Source organism: Ralstonia sp. SA306 (genome assembly GCF_054792405.1).
Genome location: NZ_CP096451.1, coordinates 1,286,284 through 1,302,663, shown reverse-complemented (window position 1 = coordinate 1,302,663; position 16,380 = coordinate 1,286,284). Strand labels below are relative to the sequence as shown.

General features: G+C 63.3%; 15 protein-coding genes. 6 read left to right on the top strand and 9 right to left on the bottom strand.

The features are described from left to right. The first annotated feature begins 15 nt into the window (after window positions 1–15). From M1D44_RS06320 to hpaR, 6 genes are all read left to right on the top strand, one after another. Window positions 16–2,544, top strand: coding sequence for a PAS domain S-box protein (locus M1D44_RS06320; RefSeq protein ID WP_152543665.1), 2,529 nt, complete (start codon window positions 16–18; stop codon window positions 2,542–2,544). 39 nt (window positions 2,545–2,583) lie between these two features. Beyond that, window positions 2,584–3,219 carry a response regulator transcription factor gene (locus M1D44_RS06315; protein ID WP_024975528.1) on the top strand — a complete coding sequence of 212 codons (636 nt, stop codon included), beginning with the start codon at window positions 2,584–2,586 and terminating at the stop codon, window positions 3,217–3,219. 103 nt (window positions 3,220–3,322) lie between these two features. Beyond that, complete coding sequence (gene folD / locus M1D44_RS06310; protein ID WP_009240794.1) at window positions 3,323–4,192, top strand: bifunctional methylenetetrahydrofolate dehydrogenase/methenyltetrahydrofolate cyclohydrolase FolD; 870 nt, start codon at window positions 3,323–3,325, stop codon at window positions 4,190–4,192. A 94-nt stretch (window positions 4,193–4,286) separates the two neighbouring features. Then, entirely contained in the window at window positions 4,287–6,401 is a 2,115-nt protein-coding gene (locus M1D44_RS06305; RefSeq protein ID WP_024975527.1) for a M3 family metallopeptidase, read from the top strand. A gap of 149 nt (window positions 6,402–6,550) precedes the next feature. Further along, the gene (gene xth, locus M1D44_RS06300) at window positions 6,551–7,360 is read left to right on the top strand and encodes an exodeoxyribonuclease III (RefSeq protein WP_024975526.1); all 810 of its coding nucleotides are present in this window, start codon (window positions 6,551–6,553) and stop codon (window positions 7,358–7,360) included. 12 nt (window positions 7,361–7,372) lie between these two features. Further along, entirely contained in the window at window positions 7,373–7,837 is a 465-nt protein-coding gene (gene hpaR / locus M1D44_RS06295; protein ID WP_147214547.1) for a homoprotocatechuate degradation operon regulator HpaR, read from the top strand. Window positions 7,838–7,843: 6 nt separating this feature from the next. Here hpaR and hpaI read toward each other — a convergent pair whose 3' ends face one another. From hpaI to M1D44_RS06250, 9 genes are all read right to left on the bottom strand, one after another. Next, the gene (hpaI, locus tag M1D44_RS06290) at window positions 7,844–8,650 is read right to left on the bottom strand and encodes a 4-hydroxy-2-oxoheptanedioate aldolase (RefSeq protein ID WP_316853859.1); all 807 of its coding nucleotides are present in this window, start codon (window positions 8,648–8,650) and stop codon (window positions 7,844–7,846) included. 29 nt (window positions 8,651–8,679) lie between these two features. Further along, the gene (gene hpaH, locus M1D44_RS06285) at window positions 8,680–9,483 is read right to left on the bottom strand and encodes a 2-oxo-hept-4-ene-1,7-dioate hydratase (RefSeq protein ID WP_316853858.1); all 804 of its coding nucleotides are present in this window, start codon (window positions 9,481–9,483) and stop codon (window positions 8,680–8,682) included. 3 nt (window positions 9,484–9,486) lie between these two features. Continuing rightward, the gene (locus tag M1D44_RS06280) at window positions 9,487–9,876 is read right to left on the bottom strand and encodes a 5-carboxymethyl-2-hydroxymuconate Delta-isomerase (RefSeq protein WP_316853857.1); all 390 of its coding nucleotides are present in this window, start codon (window positions 9,874–9,876) and stop codon (window positions 9,487–9,489) included. A 10-nt stretch (window positions 9,877–9,886) separates the two neighbouring features. Continuing rightward, entirely contained in the window at window positions 9,887–10,756 is an 870-nt protein-coding gene (gene hpaD, locus M1D44_RS06275; RefSeq protein WP_316853856.1) for a 3,4-dihydroxyphenylacetate 2,3-dioxygenase, read from the bottom strand. 42 nt (window positions 10,757–10,798) lie between these two features. Continuing rightward, the gene (gene hpaE, locus M1D44_RS06270; protein WP_316853855.1) at window positions 10,799–12,280 is read right to left on the bottom strand and encodes a 5-carboxymethyl-2-hydroxymuconate semialdehyde dehydrogenase; all 1,482 of its coding nucleotides are present in this window, start codon (window positions 12,278–12,280) and stop codon (window positions 10,799–10,801) included. Next, a complete protein-coding gene (locus M1D44_RS06265) occupies window positions 12,277–13,047 on the bottom strand; it encodes a fumarylacetoacetate hydrolase family protein (protein WP_316853854.1) in 771 nt (256 codons plus the stop codon). Before M1D44_RS06265 ends, hpaE begins: the two co-directional genes overlap by 4 nt. After that, entirely contained in the window at window positions 13,044–13,745 is a 702-nt protein-coding gene (locus M1D44_RS06260) for a fumarylacetoacetate hydrolase family protein (protein WP_200869029.1), read from the bottom strand. Before M1D44_RS06260 ends, M1D44_RS06265 begins: the two co-directional genes overlap by 4 nt. Before the next feature lie 236 nt (window positions 13,746–13,981). Then, window positions 13,982–14,272, bottom strand: coding sequence for a DUF1488 family protein (locus M1D44_RS06255; RefSeq protein ID WP_024975517.1), 291 nt, complete (start codon window positions 14,270–14,272; stop codon window positions 13,982–13,984). 530 nt (window positions 14,273–14,802) lie between these two features. Then, a complete protein-coding gene (locus M1D44_RS06250; protein WP_316853853.1) occupies window positions 14,803–16,233 on the bottom strand; it encodes an amino acid permease in 1,431 nt (476 codons plus the stop codon). Window positions 16,234–16,380 lie beyond the last annotated feature (147 nt).

Below are 16,380 nucleotides of genomic sequence, written 5' to 3'. Positions count from 1 at the left end.
GTTCGTCCGCCCATCATGCTTGCCCCCTCCCACGCTTCGCAGGACCCGGCCGCCAAGTCCGAGCCGTCAACGCCTGCTGCGCCTGCGCCCATTTCCGTGAACGCGTCCGAATTGCCGTCAGACGAAATCGTGCACCCGAACATGCCCCGCCGCCTGTGGCTGACGCGCCTGGGCCGGCTGTGGACGACCAACTGGTTCATGTTCATCCCGCTGGTGGCGATCGTCCTGTTTGCCGGCGCGATGATTTTCATCCTGTATCAGTTGCACGCCACCGAGGTGCAGCAGCAGCGCGACGCCCTCTACCGTGATGCCGCCTGGGCCGAGCAGAAGGTGCGCCTGTCCCTGCAAAGCAACCAGGATCAGGTGGCCGCGCTGGCGCGCGATATCGGTGCCGCGCAGCTCGACCCGAGCGCCTACCGCGATGCTGCCCGCCAGCTTCTGCGCGAGAACCCCGAACTGGTCTTCATCAACTGGCTGGATGCCACGCGCCGCCCGCGCTGGGCGTTCCCGTCCACCTCCGAATTCGCCGCGCGCGTGCGCGAAACGCGCGACCATCCGCTCGAACCCGAAATCCAATCCGCCTACGACGCCGCACGTGAAACGCAGCGCGCCGTCTATTCGCGCCCCATCCAGAACGAGCGCGGCGAGAGCTTCATGCTCATGGAAGTGCCGATCGTGCGGGACAACGAGTTCCTCGGCACGGTGGGCGCCATGTATTCGGTCACGGGGATCCTCACGCAACTGCTGCCGGGCGAGCTGACCGACCGCTACCGCTTCTCGCTGGTCGACAAGAACAACGTGATCCGCGCGAGCACGTCGTTGCGGCCGGTGCCCAAGGCGGCCGCATCGTACGAGGTGCTGCTGGACCCGCCAGGGCATTCGCTGTCGCTGCGGGCCGAGGCGTATCCGGCACCGTCCAACCTGCCCAACAACATGCTGATGTGGCTGGTGGCAGGCTTGTCGTGCTTCGTGATCTGGAGCCTGTGGAGCGTGTGGCGCCACACCAGCCGCCGCTCCGAAGCGCAGCGCGCACTGCTGGCGGAAACGTCGTTCCGCCGCGCCATGGAAAACTCCATGGTGATCGGCATGCGCTCGCTCGACCTCAACGGCCGCATCACCTACGTGAACCCCGCGTTCTGCCGCATGATCGGCTGGACCGAAGCCGAGCTGGTCGGCCGCATGCCGCCCTTCCCGTATTGGCCGCCCAATGAGATTGGCGAGATGCAGAAGCACATCGAGCTGACCCTGCGCGGCAAGGCACCCGCCAACGGCATGGAATTGCGCATGATGCGCCGCGACGGCACGAGCTTCTATGCGCGGATGTATGTCTCGCCGCTCATCGACGCACGCGGCCGGCACACGGGTTGGATGAGCTCCATCACCGACATCACCGAGCCCAAGCGCGCCCGCGAAGACCTGGCTGCCGCGCACGACCGCTTCACCACGGTGCTGGAGAGCCTGGACGCGGCCGTATCCGTGCTCTCGACCGACAAGGCCGAGCTGCTGTTCGCCAACCGCTACTACCGCCAGCTTTTCGGCTGGGAGGCGTTCGGCCACCTGCAGCTCTCCGGCAACGACGTCAACACGGAAGACGTTTCCAGCGATGCGCTCGACTTGGTGGACGCCTACGCCGGCCTGCCCGCCTCCGAACTGACACCACACGCGGCGGACGCGCGAGAAATCTACGTGCCATCGATGCAGAAGTGGTTTGAAGTTCGGCGCCGCTACATCCAGTGGGTCGACGGCCACCTCGCGCAGATGCAGATCGCCACCGACATCACCGTGCGCAAGGCCGCTGAAGAAATGACCCGCCAGCACGAAGAACGCATCCAGTTCACCAGCCGCCTGACGACGATGGGTGAGATGGCCTCGTCGCTGGCACACGAACTGAACCAGCCGCTGGCCGCCATTAACAACTACTGCATGGGTGCGGTCGGGCGCCTGAAGTCCGGGCGGAGCACGCCGGAAGAGCTGATCCCGGTGCTGGAAAAGACCTCCGCCCAGGCCGTGCGCGCCGGCACCATCATCCAGCGTATCCGCGGCTTTGTGAAACGCAGTCAGCCGCAGCGGCGCGAATCCGACCTGCGCGATATCGTGGCCGACGCGGTAGGCCTGGCCGAACTCGAAGCCACCCGCCGCGGCATCACCATCCTCACGCGCCTGCCGGGCGATCTGCCGCATCTGTATGTCGATCCGGTGCTGATCGAGCAGGTGCTCGTCAACTTGCTCAAGAACGCCGCCGAAGCCATGGCCGCTCACCCGCGCCTGCGCGCCGCCAGCGTCCTGCGCCTGCACGCCAACCTGATCAACGACCCGGAAAATTCCGTGCTGATCGAGGTGATCGACCAGGGCCCGGGCGTGGACGACAGCACCAAGGAGCGGCTGTTCGAGCCGTTCTTCAGCACCAAATCCGACGGTATGGGCATGGGGCTGAATATCTGCCGCTCCATCATAGAATCCCACCTCGGCAGGCTTTGGGTAGAAAACAATGCCGATGGCATCGGCTGTACGTTTAAAATCATCCTGCCGCTGAATCCGCTGTAATCGTTTTTAAAACATAGAACGTAGACCGAGGACTCCTCCATGAGCACAACGCCCGCCGCAGTTGCGCCGCGCAACGAAACCGTGTTCGTCGTCGATGACGATGAAGCCATGCGTGACTCGTTGACGTGGCTGCTCGAAGGCAACGGCTACACCGTCCGCACCTACCGCAGTGCCGAAGAATTCCTGGTCGACGACAAACGTGGCGAAGGCGTCGGCTGTCTGATCCTCGACGTACGCATGCAGGGCATGAGCGGCCCCGAGCTGCAAGACCGCCTGCTGGCCGAAAACAGCCGCATGCCGATCGTTTTCGTCACGGGCCACGGCGACGTGCCGATGGCCGTGTCGACCATGAAGAAAGGCGCGGTCGACTTCATTGAAAAGCCGTTCGATGAGTCCGAACTGCGCGAGCTGGTTGAACGCATGCTCAGCAAGGCCCGCAGCGAAGACTCGGTCGCCCGCGAGCAAAAGGCCGCCAAGGACCTGCTCGGCCGCCTGACCACACGCGAGCAGCAAGTGCTGGAGCGCATCGTCGCGGGCCGCCTGAACAAGCAGATTGCCGACGATCTGGGCATTTCCATCAAGACGGTGGAAGCGCACCGCGCCAACATCATGGAAAAGCTCAACGTGAACACGGTGGCAGACCTCCTGCGCCTGGCCCTGTCGCGCAACGCCTGATTTGCCGCAGGAACGGCCAAGTGCCCATCAGGGCGACCAGGGCGGCTGGAAGGAAGGCGGCGATTTATAATCGCGGTTTGCCCTCTCCCTCCTCCGCCCAGCCATGACCGCCCAACTCATTGACGGCAACGCGCTTGCCAAACAACTCCGCGCCGAGGCCGCACAACGTGCCGCTGCCCTGACAGCGCGTGGCCACCAGCCCGGCCTCGCCGTGATCCTCGTCGGCGAAGACCCGGCCAGCCAGGTCTACGTGCGCAACAAGATCAAGGCGTGCGAAGACAACGGCTTTCTGTCCAGCTTCGACCGCTACCCCGCTGACCTGTCCGAAGCCGACCTGCTCGGCCGCATCGACGCGCTGAACCGCGACCCGCGCATCCACGGCATCCTGGTCCAACTGCCGCTGCCCAAGCATATCGACAGCCACAAGGTGCTCGAAGCCATCGCGCCCGAGAAGGACGTTGACGGTTTCCACGTGGCCAATGCCGGCGCCCTGATGACCGGCGCCCCGCTGTTCCGCCCCTGCACGCCGTACGGCTGCATGAAGATGCTGGAATCGATCAACTACCCGGTGCGCGGCGCCAATGCGGTCGTGGTCGGCGCCTCGAACATCGTCGGCAAGCCGATGGCGATGCTGCTGCTGCAAGCCGGCGCCACCATCACGATCTGCAACAGCAAGACGCGCGACTTGGCCGCGCACACGCGTGAGGCCGACATCATCGTGGCCGCCGTGGGCCGCCGCAACATCATCACTGCCGACATGGTCAAGCCGGGCGCCGTCGTCATCGACGTGGGCATGAACCGCGACGATGCCGGCAAGCTGTGCGGCGACGTCGACTTTGCCGGCGTCAAGGAAGTCGCTGGCTATATCACGCCCGTGCCGGGCGGTGTCGGCCCGATGACGATCACCATGCTGCTGATCAACACCCTGGAAGCCGCCGAGCGCGCTGCTGAAGGAGCCGCGCTGGCGGCGTAAGCTTCACCTTGATCCAGTTGGAAACGGAAAAAGCGTCCCCACCTCTTGGATCGGACGCTTTTTTTGTCCCCCGAATTTCTCTACCGAGCCTGCCATGACCGACATTTCGCCCAAGGTTGCCACCCCGGCCAACAATCCGCTGCTCGATTTTTCTGGTCTGCCTCGCTTTGCGGACATCCGCCCCGAACACATCACGCCGGCCGTTGACGTGCTCCTTGAGCGTGCTGCATCGGCGGTCGCGCAGGTCAAAGACCCCGCCACGCCTGTGAGCTGGAACACCGTCGTCACCGCACTGGAAGACGCGACCGAGCCGCTGGGCCGCGCCTGGGGCATCGTCAGCCACCTGAGCGCCGTCGCCGATACGCCGGAGCTGCGTGAAGCCCATGCCGCCAATCTGCCGCGCGTGACAGAGTTCTGGTCGGGGCTGGGCCAGGATCTGGAACTGTTCGAGAAGTACAAGGCGATTGCCGACAGCGCGGAATACGCCACCCTGTCGCCTGCGCGCAAGAAGCTGCTTGAGAACGAGTTGCGCGGCTTCCGCCTGGGCGGCGCGGAATTGCCCGAAGACCAGAAACCGCGTTTTGCTGCCATTCAGGAACAGCAGGCGCAACTGACCAAGGCCTTCAGCGACCACGTCCTGGATGCGACCAACGCCTACGCGCTCGTCATCGACGACGAAGCCCGCCTCGCCGGCCTGCCCGACGACGCCAAGCAGGCGGCACAGGAAGCGGCACGCCGCGACAATCCCGACGCGACCGGCTGGAAGTTCTCGCTGCATTTCCCGTCGTACTTCCCGGTGCTGCAATACGCAGACGATCGCGCGCTGCGCCGCACGCTGTACGAAGCCAACGTCACGCGCGCGTCCGAACTGGGCGCTCAGTACGGCGGCGGCAAGGCCGAGTGGGACAACACCGCCAACATGGCCGAACAGCTCACGCTGCGCACCGAAGAAGCACACATGCTGGGCTATCGCAATTTTGGCGAAGTGTCGCTCGTGCCGAAGATGGCCGATTCGCCCGAAGACGTGCTGCGCTTCCTGGGTGAGCTGGCCGACCGCGCCCGCCCGTTTGCCGAGAAGGATTGGGAAGAACTCCAGGCATTCGCCAAGACCACGCTCGGCATCGACAAGCTCGAACCGTGGGATATGGCCTACGCGTCGGAAAAGCTGCGCGAGGCACGCTACGCATTCTCCGAGCAGGAGGTGAAGCAGTATTTCCCAGAACCTGCGGTGCTGGACGGCCTGTTCAATGTTGTGCAGACGTTGTTCTCGGTGAAAATTCAGCCGGAGGCGGCCGAGGTATGGCACCCGGACGTACGCTTCTTCCGCGTCGAATCTGCCCAGGGCGAGTTGCTCGCACAGTTCTACATCGACCTGTACGCGCGCGAAGGCAAGCGTGGCGGTGCGTGGATGGACGACGCACGCGGCCGCAAGCTGCTAGGCGAAGCGGGCGTGCAAACCCCGGTGGCTTACCTCACCTGCAACTTCTCCGGCCCGGTCGGCAACAAGCCAGCACTGTTTACCCACGACGAGGTCATCACCCTCTTCCACGAGTTTGGTCACGGCCTGCACCACATGCTCACGCAGGTGGATGAGCTGGGCGTGTCGGGCATCAACGGAGTGGAATGGGACGCGGTGGAGCTGCCGTCGCAGTTCATGGAGAACTTCTGCTGGGAATGGGAAGTACTCTCGCGCATGACGCGCCATGTGAATTCCGGCGAACCGCTGCCGCGCAAGCTGTACGACAGCATGCTCGCCGCGAAGAACTTCCAGAACGGCATGGCGACGCTGCGCCAGATCGTGTTCTCGACGTTCGACATGCACCTGCATACGGACTTCGACCCAAAGGGCACGACGTCGGTGCTGGAGCTGTCGCGCCAGATCAATAATCGCTTCCACGTGGTGCCGCAGGCCGAGCTGTCGCGCTGGCCGAATACGTTCAGCCACATCTTTGCGGGCGGCTATGCGGCCGGCTACTACAGCTACAAGTGGGCCGAGGTGCTGTCGGCAGATGCCTATGCGGCATTTGAAGAGGCCAGCAAGCTGGGCGGCTCAGTGCTCGATGCGGAAACCGGCGCACGCTATCGCCGCGAAGTGCTGGCCGTTGGTGGCAGCCGACCGGCCATCGACTCGTTCACGGCTTTCCGCGGCCGCGCACCCAGCATCGATGCACTGTTGCGCCATGGCGGCATGATGGCGGAAGCCGCGTAACGGTCTGCTGCGCCAGCCATGGAAACGCCGCTTCGTGCTAACGCCGAAGCGGCGTTGTCATTCGAGCCCGCAACGCTTGATGGCACAATATCGCACCCCTGGGCGGCGCCAAATTGCGCGCCGCCGTCATCTGCAAGGACCGAGCCCTCATGCGAGTCGCCACCTGGAACGTTAACTCTTTGAAGGTCCGCCTACCGCACGTGCTGCAATGGCTGGCTGAGCGCGAAGCCGACGCCACGCCCATCGACCTGCTCTGCCTGCAGGAACTCAAGCTGCCCGATGACCGCTATCCGCTGGCCGAGCTGGACGCCGCCGGCTATGCGTCTTTGTTCACGGGTCAGAAGACATACAACGGTGTTGCCATCCTCGCGCGCAAGGCGTCGGTGCCTGAAGGCCGCGATGTGGTGAAGAACATCCCTGGTTTTGCCGACGAGCAGCAGCGCATCGTGGCCGCCACGTATGACGTGGACGGCGGCCCGGTGCGCGTGATTTCTGCCTACATTCCGAACGGACAGGCGCTCGATTCCGACAAATTCGTCTACAAGCTGCGCTGGCTGGAAGCACTGCAGGCGTGGCTGACGAGCGAAATAGCGGCAAACCCGCGACTGATGCTGCTGGGCGATTTCAACATCGCCCCCGAAGACCGCGATGTGCACGACCCGAAAAAATGGGAAGGCCAGAATCTGGTGTCGCCGGAAGAGCGCGCGGCGTTTCGTGCAATGCAAGGCGCCGGGCTGGTCGATGCCTTCCGCATGTTCGAGCAGGAAGACAAACTGTTTTCGTGGTGGGATTACCGCATGTTTGGTTTCAAGCGCAACGCCGGCCTGCGGATCGACCACATCATGCTGTCGCCTGAACTCGCCAAGCTGTGCGAGTCGTGCCATATCGACCGCGTGCCGCGCACGTGGGAGCAGCCATCAGACCACACGCCCGTGGTCGCCGCTTTGCGCCGCGCATAAGGAGCGCCCCGCATGGCTTCCGCCTTCAAGCACCGCAATCTCCCGCATCTCCTGCTGCGCGCCCGCGAGACTTTCATGGCGCGCTTTCGGCCGATCCTGCGCGAGCATGGCATTACCGAGCAGCAATGGCGCGTGCTGCGTACGCTCAACGATACCGGCGACATGGAGCCTAACCAGCTCGCCGATGCATGCCTGATCCTGAGCCCGAGCCTGACGCGCATGCTGGCGGCGATGGAACAATCCGAGATGATCGTACGCACGAAGTCGTCGGTGGACCAGCGCCGGCAGGTGATTTCGCTCACGCCCAAGAGCCGTCAGTTCCTGGCTGATGTGGAGCCACAAGTGGATGCGGAATACGCACGCATCGAAGCGCAGCTGGGCCGCGCACGCCTCGACGCGCTCTACGCGGCTATCGACGAGTCGATCCACGTCATGGAAACACACACGCCGATGGGGCGTTTCACGGGCGACGAATAACCCCCGTCAATACACGCTGCCGGCCGGCTGCGGCTTGGCGGCGTCCTCCCCCTTGAATGCCTGCGCCAACTGTTCGGCGCTGCGCGCCAGCAGCGTGACATCCGTCCCTACCGCAACGAAGGTCGCACCGAGCGACAGGTAGTGCTTCGCCTGCGCCTGATCCGCTGACAGAATGCCCGCCGCTTTGTCGGACGCGACGATGCGTTGAATCGCTCCGTCGATCGTCTTGCGGACTTCCGGATGCCCCGGTGCCCCCAGGTGTCCCATGGACGCCGCCAGATCACCAGGACCAATGAAGACGCCGTCGACGCCTTGCACGGCAAGAATCGCATCGAGATGCTCCAGGCTCTCTGCGGTTTCGACCTGAATCAGCGTGCACATCTGCGCATCGGCCTGGTGAAGGTAATCGTCTACGCGGTTCCAGCGTGATGCGCGAGCCAGCGCACTGCCAACGCCGCGAATACCGTTCGGTGGATAACGCATCGCTTCGACGGCGGCACGCGCCTCGTCGGCGGTCTGGACCATTGGCACGAGCAGGGTCTGCGCGCCGATATCCAGCAGGCGCTTGATCTCGACCGAGTCGTTCCAGGCCGGCCGCACGATGGGATGCGAGGCATACGGCGCAACCGCCTGCAATTGCGCGAGCGTCGATTGCAGTTGATTCGGCGCATGCTCGTTGTCAATCAGCAGCCAGTCAAAACCGGCACCCGCGACGATCTCCGCTGGGTACGGATGCGTCATTGCGAGCCACAGGCCGATCTGCGGCCGGCGCTCGGCCAGCGCGCGCTTGAAGCTGTTCACCGGGAGTTGCATGGCGAGGACATCCTTTGAGCGTTAGACGGTTAGACGAAATGGCAGGCGATGCTGCCAAGCGGACCGTAGTCGCAATGGAATGTATCACCGGGCCGCGCGGGCACTGGCCGCGTGAACGAGCCACCCAGGATGACCTGCCCTGGCTCCAGCGCGACGCCGTGCGGCGCCAGCTTGTTGGCCAGCCAGACGACACCGTTGGCCGGATGGTTCAGCACACCGGCCGCCACGCCCGTCTCTTCGATGACGGCGTTGCGTGAAAAGATGGCGCTGACCCAGCGCAGGTCCACATCGCGCATGCGGATGGGCCGGCCACCCATCACGACGCCAGCATTGGCCGCGTTGTCGGCGATCGTGTCGAACACCTTGCGCGGGCGCCCGCTGTCTGGATCGATCGATTGCGAGCGTGCGTCGATGATCTCCAGCGCGGGTATCACGTGGTCCACCGCGTCGTACACATCGAACAGCGTCACCTCCGGCCCCTCCAGCCGCTTGCCGAGCACGAAGGCGAGCTCCACTTCCACACGCGGCACGATGAAGCGGCTGGCGGGAATATCACTGCCCTCGGCAAAGAACATGTCGTCAAGCAGCGCGCCGTAGTCCGGCTCGTCGATCTGTGAAGACTGCTGCATCGCGCGTGACGTCAATCCGATCTTGTGGCCCTTCAGCCGCCGCCCCGCGGCCTGCTTCATCGCGACCCATTCGCGCTGGATAGCGTAGGCGTCTTCAATGGTGATGTCGGGGTGTTCAAGCGAAACCTGGCGAATCTGCTTGCGGTCGATTTCGGCCTGGTGCAAGCGGCGCGCGATCGTCTGGATGGTCGTGGTGTCGAGCATGGGTCAAGCCTTGCGAAAACGCGCGTGGATGTTGTTGTGCTTATAGCTGCCGCCCTCGTCGAACTCGGTCAATTCCATCGACAGCGCCAGATAGCGGCGCGCAAAGGCTTGCGCAAAATGAGCCTTGATCACCTCGAACATCGCATCGCACGCGGCCTTCTTGACCTCGGGCGTGCGGCCCGCTGCGATCTTGAGCGTGACGTGGACGAAGGCATCGTCCTCCTTGCCGTCCGCCACGCGGTAATCGGTCAGCTTGATGGCGCGCGAGCGGATACCGCCAGTGGGAAATACGCCGTTCTGCGCAATCAGCGTTTCGTTCACTGCTAGCAGCAATTGCGGGATGCGGGCGTCGTCGCCCAGGTTGTCGGTGTATTCAACAATCACATGCGGCATGGCGACCTCCTCACACTCCAGTTTGACCACGCGCGGGCAGTGGGAAGATCGCGTTGATCTGCCCCGTGCCAGAACTGGCGAAATACTCGGTGACGACCTCGACACCCTTGTCATAGGCATCCCAGCCAAGGAGACCGAGCAGCATGGCCGTGTCGTGCATGCCGCCCTCGCCCTCGCACAGCGAGGCGTATTCGGGCAGCATCGCGCAGAAGGTCTTCCAGTCGCCCTGCTTCCATAGCTCGACCACGCGCAGGTCGACCTGTTTGAAGAATTCGCGGCTGATCTGATGGATGGATTCTTCGGGGCTCCCGTTGTCGTTGAAGCGGTGCGAGAGCGATCCGCTGGCGAGAAACGCGACGGTGCTGTCGCTGGCCTCGATGGCTTCGAGCAGCGCGGCGCCGAAGCGGCGGCTTTCCTCCAGTTTGTGCCACGCGCACCAACCGGCAATCGACACGACCTTGAAGTGCTGGTCGCTGTTCATGTATCGCATTGGCACCAGCGTGCCGTATTCCGGCTCGAGGCTGTCGATTTCGTGCGCACGCGTGAACACACCGCGCGCCGTTGCCGTCTCCGCAATCAATCGACCGAGCGCCGGGTTGCCCCGATACGCATACCGCATGTCCTTGATGAAATGCGGCAGCTCGTTGCTCGTGTAGACGCCTTCGAAGCGCGCATTGCAGTTGACGTGGTAGCCGGCGTTGACCAGCCAGTGCACGTCGGACACGACGATGGTGTCCACGCCCAGGTCACGGCAGCGCTGCCCGATGAGGCGGTGCCCCTCAATGGCCGCCTCGCGGCAGCCATTGTGCTTGCCCGGCAGTTCCGACAGGTACATCGACGGCACGTGGGTGATCTTCGCGGCCAAGGCCAGCTTGCCCATGGTGTCTCCTTCCGCCTTTGTTGTGGTGTCTCTGGCGGCGCGTCAAACGCCCCAGCGCGGGATGTGGTGGCTGCCCATTGAGACACAGACGTTCTTGATCTCGGCAAACACCTCCAGACTGTACTCGCCGCCCTCACGTCCCGTGCCGGATGCTTTGACACCGCCGAAAGGCTGGCGCAAGTCGCGCACATTCTGGCTATTGACGAACACCATGCCGGCCTCGATACCGCGCGCCACACGGTGCACCTTGCCCACATCCTGCGTCCAGATGTACGAAGCCAGGCCATATTCCACGTCATTGGCGAGTTTCAGGCCATCGGCTTCATCCTTGAACGGGATCAGGCAGGCCACCGGGCCAAAGATTTCTTCCTGCGCGACTCGCATGCGGTTGTCGACGTTAGCCAGCACCGTGGGCGCGACGAAGTTGCCGTTCTTCAGGTGATCGGGCAGGTCTGCGGGCTTTTCCGCGCCGCCGGCGAGAATCTTCGCGCCCTCCTGCGCGCCCAGGCGGATGTAGCCCGTGACCTTCTCCCAATGGGCGCGCGTGATCATCGAGCCGACATGGGTCTTCTCGTCCGCTGGATCGCCCACCACAAGCCGTTTGGCACGCTCGGCAAACTTGCGCACGAAATCGTCGTAGACGCTCTCTTGCACGAAGATGCGCGAACCGGCCGTACAGCGCTCGCCGTTGATCGAGAAGATGGTGAACAGCGACGCATCCAGCGCACGATCCAGGTCCGCATCGTCGAAGACCAGCACGGGCGATTTGCCGCCCAGCTCCATCGAGAATTTTTTCAGGCCGGCACGCTCCATGATGCGCTTGCCGGTGATCGTGCCACCAGTGAACGACACCACCCGCACATCCGGATGGCGCACCAGCGCGTCGCCAGCCGTGGCGCCATAGCCCTGCACCACGTTCAGCACGCCCGGCGGAATACCGGCTTCCAGCGCCAGGCGGCCGAGCTGATCCGCGGTCAGCGGCGACAGTTCAGACATCTTCAGCACGGCCGTATTGCCCAGCGCCAGGCACGGCGCAACCTTCCAGGTGGCCGTCATGAACGGCACGTTCCAAGGCGAGATCAACGCGCACACGCCCACCGGCTGATACAGCGTGTAGTTCAGCATCTGATCGTCCACCGGATACGTGCGGCCGTTGACCTGCGTGCACACCTCGGCGAAGAAATGGAAGTTCTCGGAAGCACGCGGAATGAGCTGCTTGCTCGTCTGCGCGATCGGCAGGCCGGTGTCCATCGTTTCCAGCGCGGCAAGGTGCGGGACATTCTGCTCGATCAACTCGCCCAGGCGGCGCATCAGCTTGGCGCGCTGCTTGGCCGGCGTGTTGGCCCAGGCCGGGAAGGCTGCCTTGGCTGCGGCCACCGCCGCGTTGATCTCCGCCTCACCGCCCGACGCCACCTCGGCGATGGCTTCGCCCGTCGCCGGGTTGGTCGTGATGAAACGCTCGACGCTGTCGACCTGGCGGCCGTCGATCCAATGCTTGACAGGGTCCATGTTGACGAGGCTCATGCGGGCTCCTTGTTCGGTTGTCCGGCGGCGATGGTGCTTACCAGCCTGCCGATGCCTTCAATTTCTGTGATGACTTCGTCGCCAGGTTGCGTGTCGGCCAAACCCTCGGGCGTGCCGGTCAGGATCATGTCGCCGGGGCTGAGCGTCATGAAGCTGGAGAACCACGCTATCAACGCGGGAACGTCGAAGATCATGTCGCGCGTATTGCCCTCCTGCGTGACACGGCCATTGACGATGGTGCGCAGCGCGAGTTTCATCGGGTCGGGCACGTCATCTCGGTCAACAAGCCACGGCCCGATGGGCGTGCAGGTGTCGCGGCTTTTCACGCGCAGGTTCGGACGGTAGTAGTTCTCGAGGTAGTCGCGGATGGCGTAATCGTTGGCCACCGTATATCCGGCCACATAGTCATAGGCGTGCTCGCGCGGCACATTACGCGCGGTCTTACCCATGACTACAACCAGCTCGCATTCGTAGTGCATGAACGCGACGCCAGCCGGGCGCACGGTGTGGGCGCGATGGCCAATCAGCGTATTGGGTCCTTTCAGGAACGCGAGCGGCTCCTCGGGCGCTTTGAAGGCCAGCTCCTTGGCGTGGTCAGCGTAGTTCAGGCCCAGCGCGAAGACCGTGCGCGGCTCGACCGGCGGTAACCAGACGACCTCGGTTTCGCGCAAGACGCGGCCATCGGCCAGTCTCAGGCGGGTGTCGTCGCCGGGCATGGCGGTGGCATGATGGATCGCGCCGTCATAGGCAATACGCGCGTGTTTCATCGCGAAACCTCCGATTGGCGGATCAACGCCGTCGTCAGCGTGCCAATGTGGGCGATGTCGATATCGATGCGATCACCGGCACGCGCCAGTGGCGGATTCTCCGGCATGCCAACGAGCAGCACATCGCCCGCTTCGAGCGTCATGAATGCCGTCACGTCGGCGAGCAGTTGTGCGACGGGCCGCACTAGCGTCGACGTGTTTGCGCGCTGCTTGATCTCACCGTTGATGCGCACGGTGATATCGAGTGCATCGGCGTCGGGCACATCGTCGCGGTCGACCATCCACGGTCCCATCGGGCAAAAACCATCGCGACACTTGTGGCGAATCGCCGGGCGGTAGTAGCTCGCATGCGGTACGGTCAGGTCGTTGACGATCGTGTAGCCGGCGATGAAATCCGCGGCGTGCCGCGCGGGAACGCCCATGGCAGTACGACCGATCACGACGCCCAGGCAAGCACCGGCCCAAACGCCATCGACGTCTGCCGGCAGCACAACATCGTGGTCATGACCAATGCGCGTGTTGGCCGGCTTGAGATACAGGATTGGCGCCTTGGGCGGGGCTTGGTAAGGCGGCGCAGATAGCGCGTCGCCCAGCGCATCCAGTTCGCCGCGGTAGTTCAGCAACGCGCCGACGACGGTACCTTCGACCGGCGGCAGCCAACGCAAGGAACCAGCAGGCTCTGCGGCTGATGCGAACATCGCCTCCACGACTTGACCTTCCGGCGATACGAGTCTGCCTCGCAGCATGGTATCCCCTGCCTCCCCATTTAATTAACATGTTAATCATCTGATCGGATTGCCGTCATGTCAAGTCGGGAAGCTGCGGCGCAATGAAAAAGCCGGCCACATGGACCGGCTTTTCAGGTGGCGGACGATGTGTCCGCCATGCGGAAGGCATCGGGCACGCCGATGTCTACGCGGGCAATCGATCAAACTCAGATCACGGCAATATGCGCGCGCTTGACCACGATCGGCTGCGGCAAATCATCCAATCCATGAGATCGCTGCACGCAGTCTGCAATGAGCACGCGGGCGGCATCCTGAATCCGCTCTTGGCCAGCCTCGAAGGCTGCCTGAAGCGACAACACCTGATCGCCTTCCAGGCCTTCCCAAAGCGCCTCGCGCGTTGCCACGCAAGTCACCTTTTCACCGTCGACCAGTGCGTCGAACAGCAGGCCTTCGTTGTTGATGTCGTACGCTTCTTTCTTTTCGAACTTGATTTCCATCGTCAAAGCCCTCCGATTGCAATGGACAACAACGCACACGCTGTTGCGTGGAAACTTTGCGGGGGGGCCGGCAAGGTTTCGTCAGACATTGTGTCTGGCTGCACAAATCATTTTAACCACAGCTTGCGATGCGCGTGCGAGCGTCATATGCATCATCGCAGCCCTCGGACGGTGGCTTGAAGCCGCCATCCCAGGCGGCATCAGGCTTGGCGGGCCCTTCGTCGCAGCTATGCTTTTTTGTCAGGGCTGCGCGCTTGCCCGATTGAGCAAAGCGAAAGCCACATGCAAGGCGCGTGCCGGACACGCAGCCAACGTGTGCCTGCCAATGCAACCACACGGCTTGCGACACATTGATGTCAGCGTCGAATGCGTTGGAACCATCGCCCCAAAAGCGCGGTGATTGAACGCAATACATCGGCGTTGTAATAGTTGCGCGCCGACTGAGAAAGAACCACCCAGCCGGCGACCTGGACGACAGTGTTTGGCCGCATCGCAGCCATGTCGTCAGGGAATGGACGCGCCGTTCTTGATCAGTGCACAGTTTCGGAAACCGACGCAGCGCCATGTTCCGGCGTGTGCAGCAGCGAACGACGACGCGCATAACCGAAGTACACCAGCAAGCCGATTGCTACCCACACCACAAAGGCGATCCAGGTGATGGCCTGCAGATGGCTCATGAGGAACAGGCACAGGCCGATCGCCAAGAGCGGTACCACCGGCACGCCGGGGCAACGGAAGCCGCGATGCAGGTCCGGACGCGTACGACGCAGCACCAGCACGGCAACGGCAATCAGCGAGAACGCCGCCAGCGTGCCGATGTTGATCAGCTCTGCCAGCACATTCAGCGGCACGAATGCAGCGATCACCGCGAAGACGATGCCGACCACCCAAGTGTTCAGAAACGGCGTGGCATAGCGCGGATGAATGTGCGACAAGCGCTTGGGCAGCAGCCCGTCGCGCGACATGGCGAAGATGATGCGGGTCTGGCCATACGCCATCACCAGAATCACGGTCGTCATGCCGATGATGGCACCTAGATCGACAAAGCCCGCCACCCAGCCTTCACCGGCCATCTGCAACGCCAGCGACACGGGGTGATCCACGCCCGCAAACTTCGCGAACGGCACGATGCCCGTCATGATGGCGGCCACCAGCACGTAGAGAATCGTGCAGACCGCCAGCGAACCGATGATGCCGATCGGCAAGTCACGCTTGGGATTGCGCACTTCTTCGGCCGCGGACGTCACCGCATCGAAACCGATGAAGGCGAAGAACACGATGGCTGCCGCGCCGAACACGCCTTCCATGCCGAACGGCATGAACGGCTGCCAGTTGGCCGGCTGCACATGGCGCACACCCACGAAGATAAACAGCAGCACCACCGTCACCTTGATCGCGACCATGATGTTGTTGGCGCGCGCCGATTCGCGAATGCCAAACGACAGCAGCGTCGTGATCAGCAGCATGATCACCAGCGCCGGCAGGTTGAACAGCGTCTGCACGCCGGGAATCGCGCCCGGCGCAGCGGTAAGCGCCACAGGCAGATGAAGGCCGAAGCCAGACAGCAGCGATTGGAAATAGCCGGACCAACCCACCGAAACAGCAGATGTGGCCAAGCCATATTCGAGCATCAGATCCCAGCCGATGATCCAGGCGACCAACTCGCCCATCGTGGCGTAGGCATACGTATAGATCGAGCCCGACACGGGAATGGTCGAGGCGAATTCGGCGTAGCACAGCGCGGCAAATCCGCAGGCGAGCGCTGCGACGATGAAGGACAACGTTAGCGCCGGTCCTGCGGTCAGCGCGCCAGTGCCCGTCAGCACGAAGATGCCAGTGCCGATGATGGCGCCCACGCCCAGCAACGTCAGGTCCAGGGGCCCGAGGACTTTTTTCAGGCCGGTATTGCTGTGGCCCGTGCGGATCATGTGATCCACGTTTTTGGTACGAAACAAACTCATTGACTGCGTCTCCTGTCTGCGTGCGGCCGAATGTGACGGCATGCACTGTCGCGCACGTGTGGTGCGCGGCGGCGGATTATGCAAAAAAGCGGGCATTTTACCCGCAGGCGACATTCCGCCCTTCTATCGCTGTAGTGCAGACAGGAA

Bases quoted from the DNA above. Each gene is read 5' to 3' on its own strand.
- M1D44_RS06305 (WP_024975527.1), top strand. From the start codon at position 4,287: ATGACCGACATTTCGCCCAAGGTTGCCACCCCGGCCAACAATCCGCTG.
- hpaD (WP_316853856.1), bottom strand. From the start codon at position 10,756: ATGGGCAAGCTGGCCTTGGCCGCGAAGATCACCCACGTGCCGTCGATG.
- M1D44_RS06260 (WP_200869029.1), bottom strand. From the start codon at position 13,745: ATGTTCGCATCAGCCGCAGAGCCTGCTGGTTCCTTGCGTTGGCTGCCG.
- hpaH (WP_316853858.1), bottom strand. From the start codon at position 9,483: ATGCTCGACACCACGACCATCCAGACGATCGCGCGCCGCTTGCACCAG.
- hpaI (WP_316853859.1), bottom strand. From the start codon at position 8,650: ATGCAACTCCCGGTGAACAGCTTCAAGCGCGCGCTGGCCGAGCGCCGG.
- M1D44_RS06320 (WP_152543665.1), top strand. From the start codon at position 16: ATGCTTGCCCCCTCCCACGCTTCGCAGGACCCGGCCGCCAAGTCCGAG.
- hpaR (WP_147214547.1), top strand. From the start codon at position 7,373: ATGGCTTCCGCCTTCAAGCACCGCAATCTCCCGCATCTCCTGCTGCGC.
- xth (WP_024975526.1), top strand. From the start codon at position 6,551: ATGCGAGTCGCCACCTGGAACGTTAACTCTTTGAAGGTCCGCCTACCG.
- M1D44_RS06280 (WP_316853857.1), bottom strand. From the start codon at position 9,876: ATGCCGCATGTGATTGTTGAATACACCGACAACCTGGGCGACGACGCC.
- hpaE (WP_316853855.1), bottom strand. From the start codon at position 12,280: ATGAGCCTCGTCAACATGGACCCTGTCAAGCATTGGATCGACGGCCGC.
- M1D44_RS06255 (WP_024975517.1), bottom strand. From the start codon at position 14,272: ATGGAAATCAAGTTCGAAAAGAAAGAAGCGTACGACATCAACAACGAA.
- M1D44_RS06250 (WP_316853853.1), bottom strand. From the start codon at position 16,233: ATGAGTTTGTTTCGTACCAAAAACGTGGATCACATGATCCGCACGGGC.
- M1D44_RS06265 (WP_316853854.1), bottom strand. From the start codon at position 13,047: ATGAAACACGCGCGTATTGCCTATGACGGCGCGATCCATCATGCCACC.
- folD (WP_009240794.1), top strand. From the start codon at position 3,323: ATGACCGCCCAACTCATTGACGGCAACGCGCTTGCCAAACAACTCCGC.
- M1D44_RS06315 (WP_024975528.1), top strand. From the start codon at position 2,584: ATGAGCACAACGCCCGCCGCAGTTGCGCCGCGCAACGAAACCGTGTTC.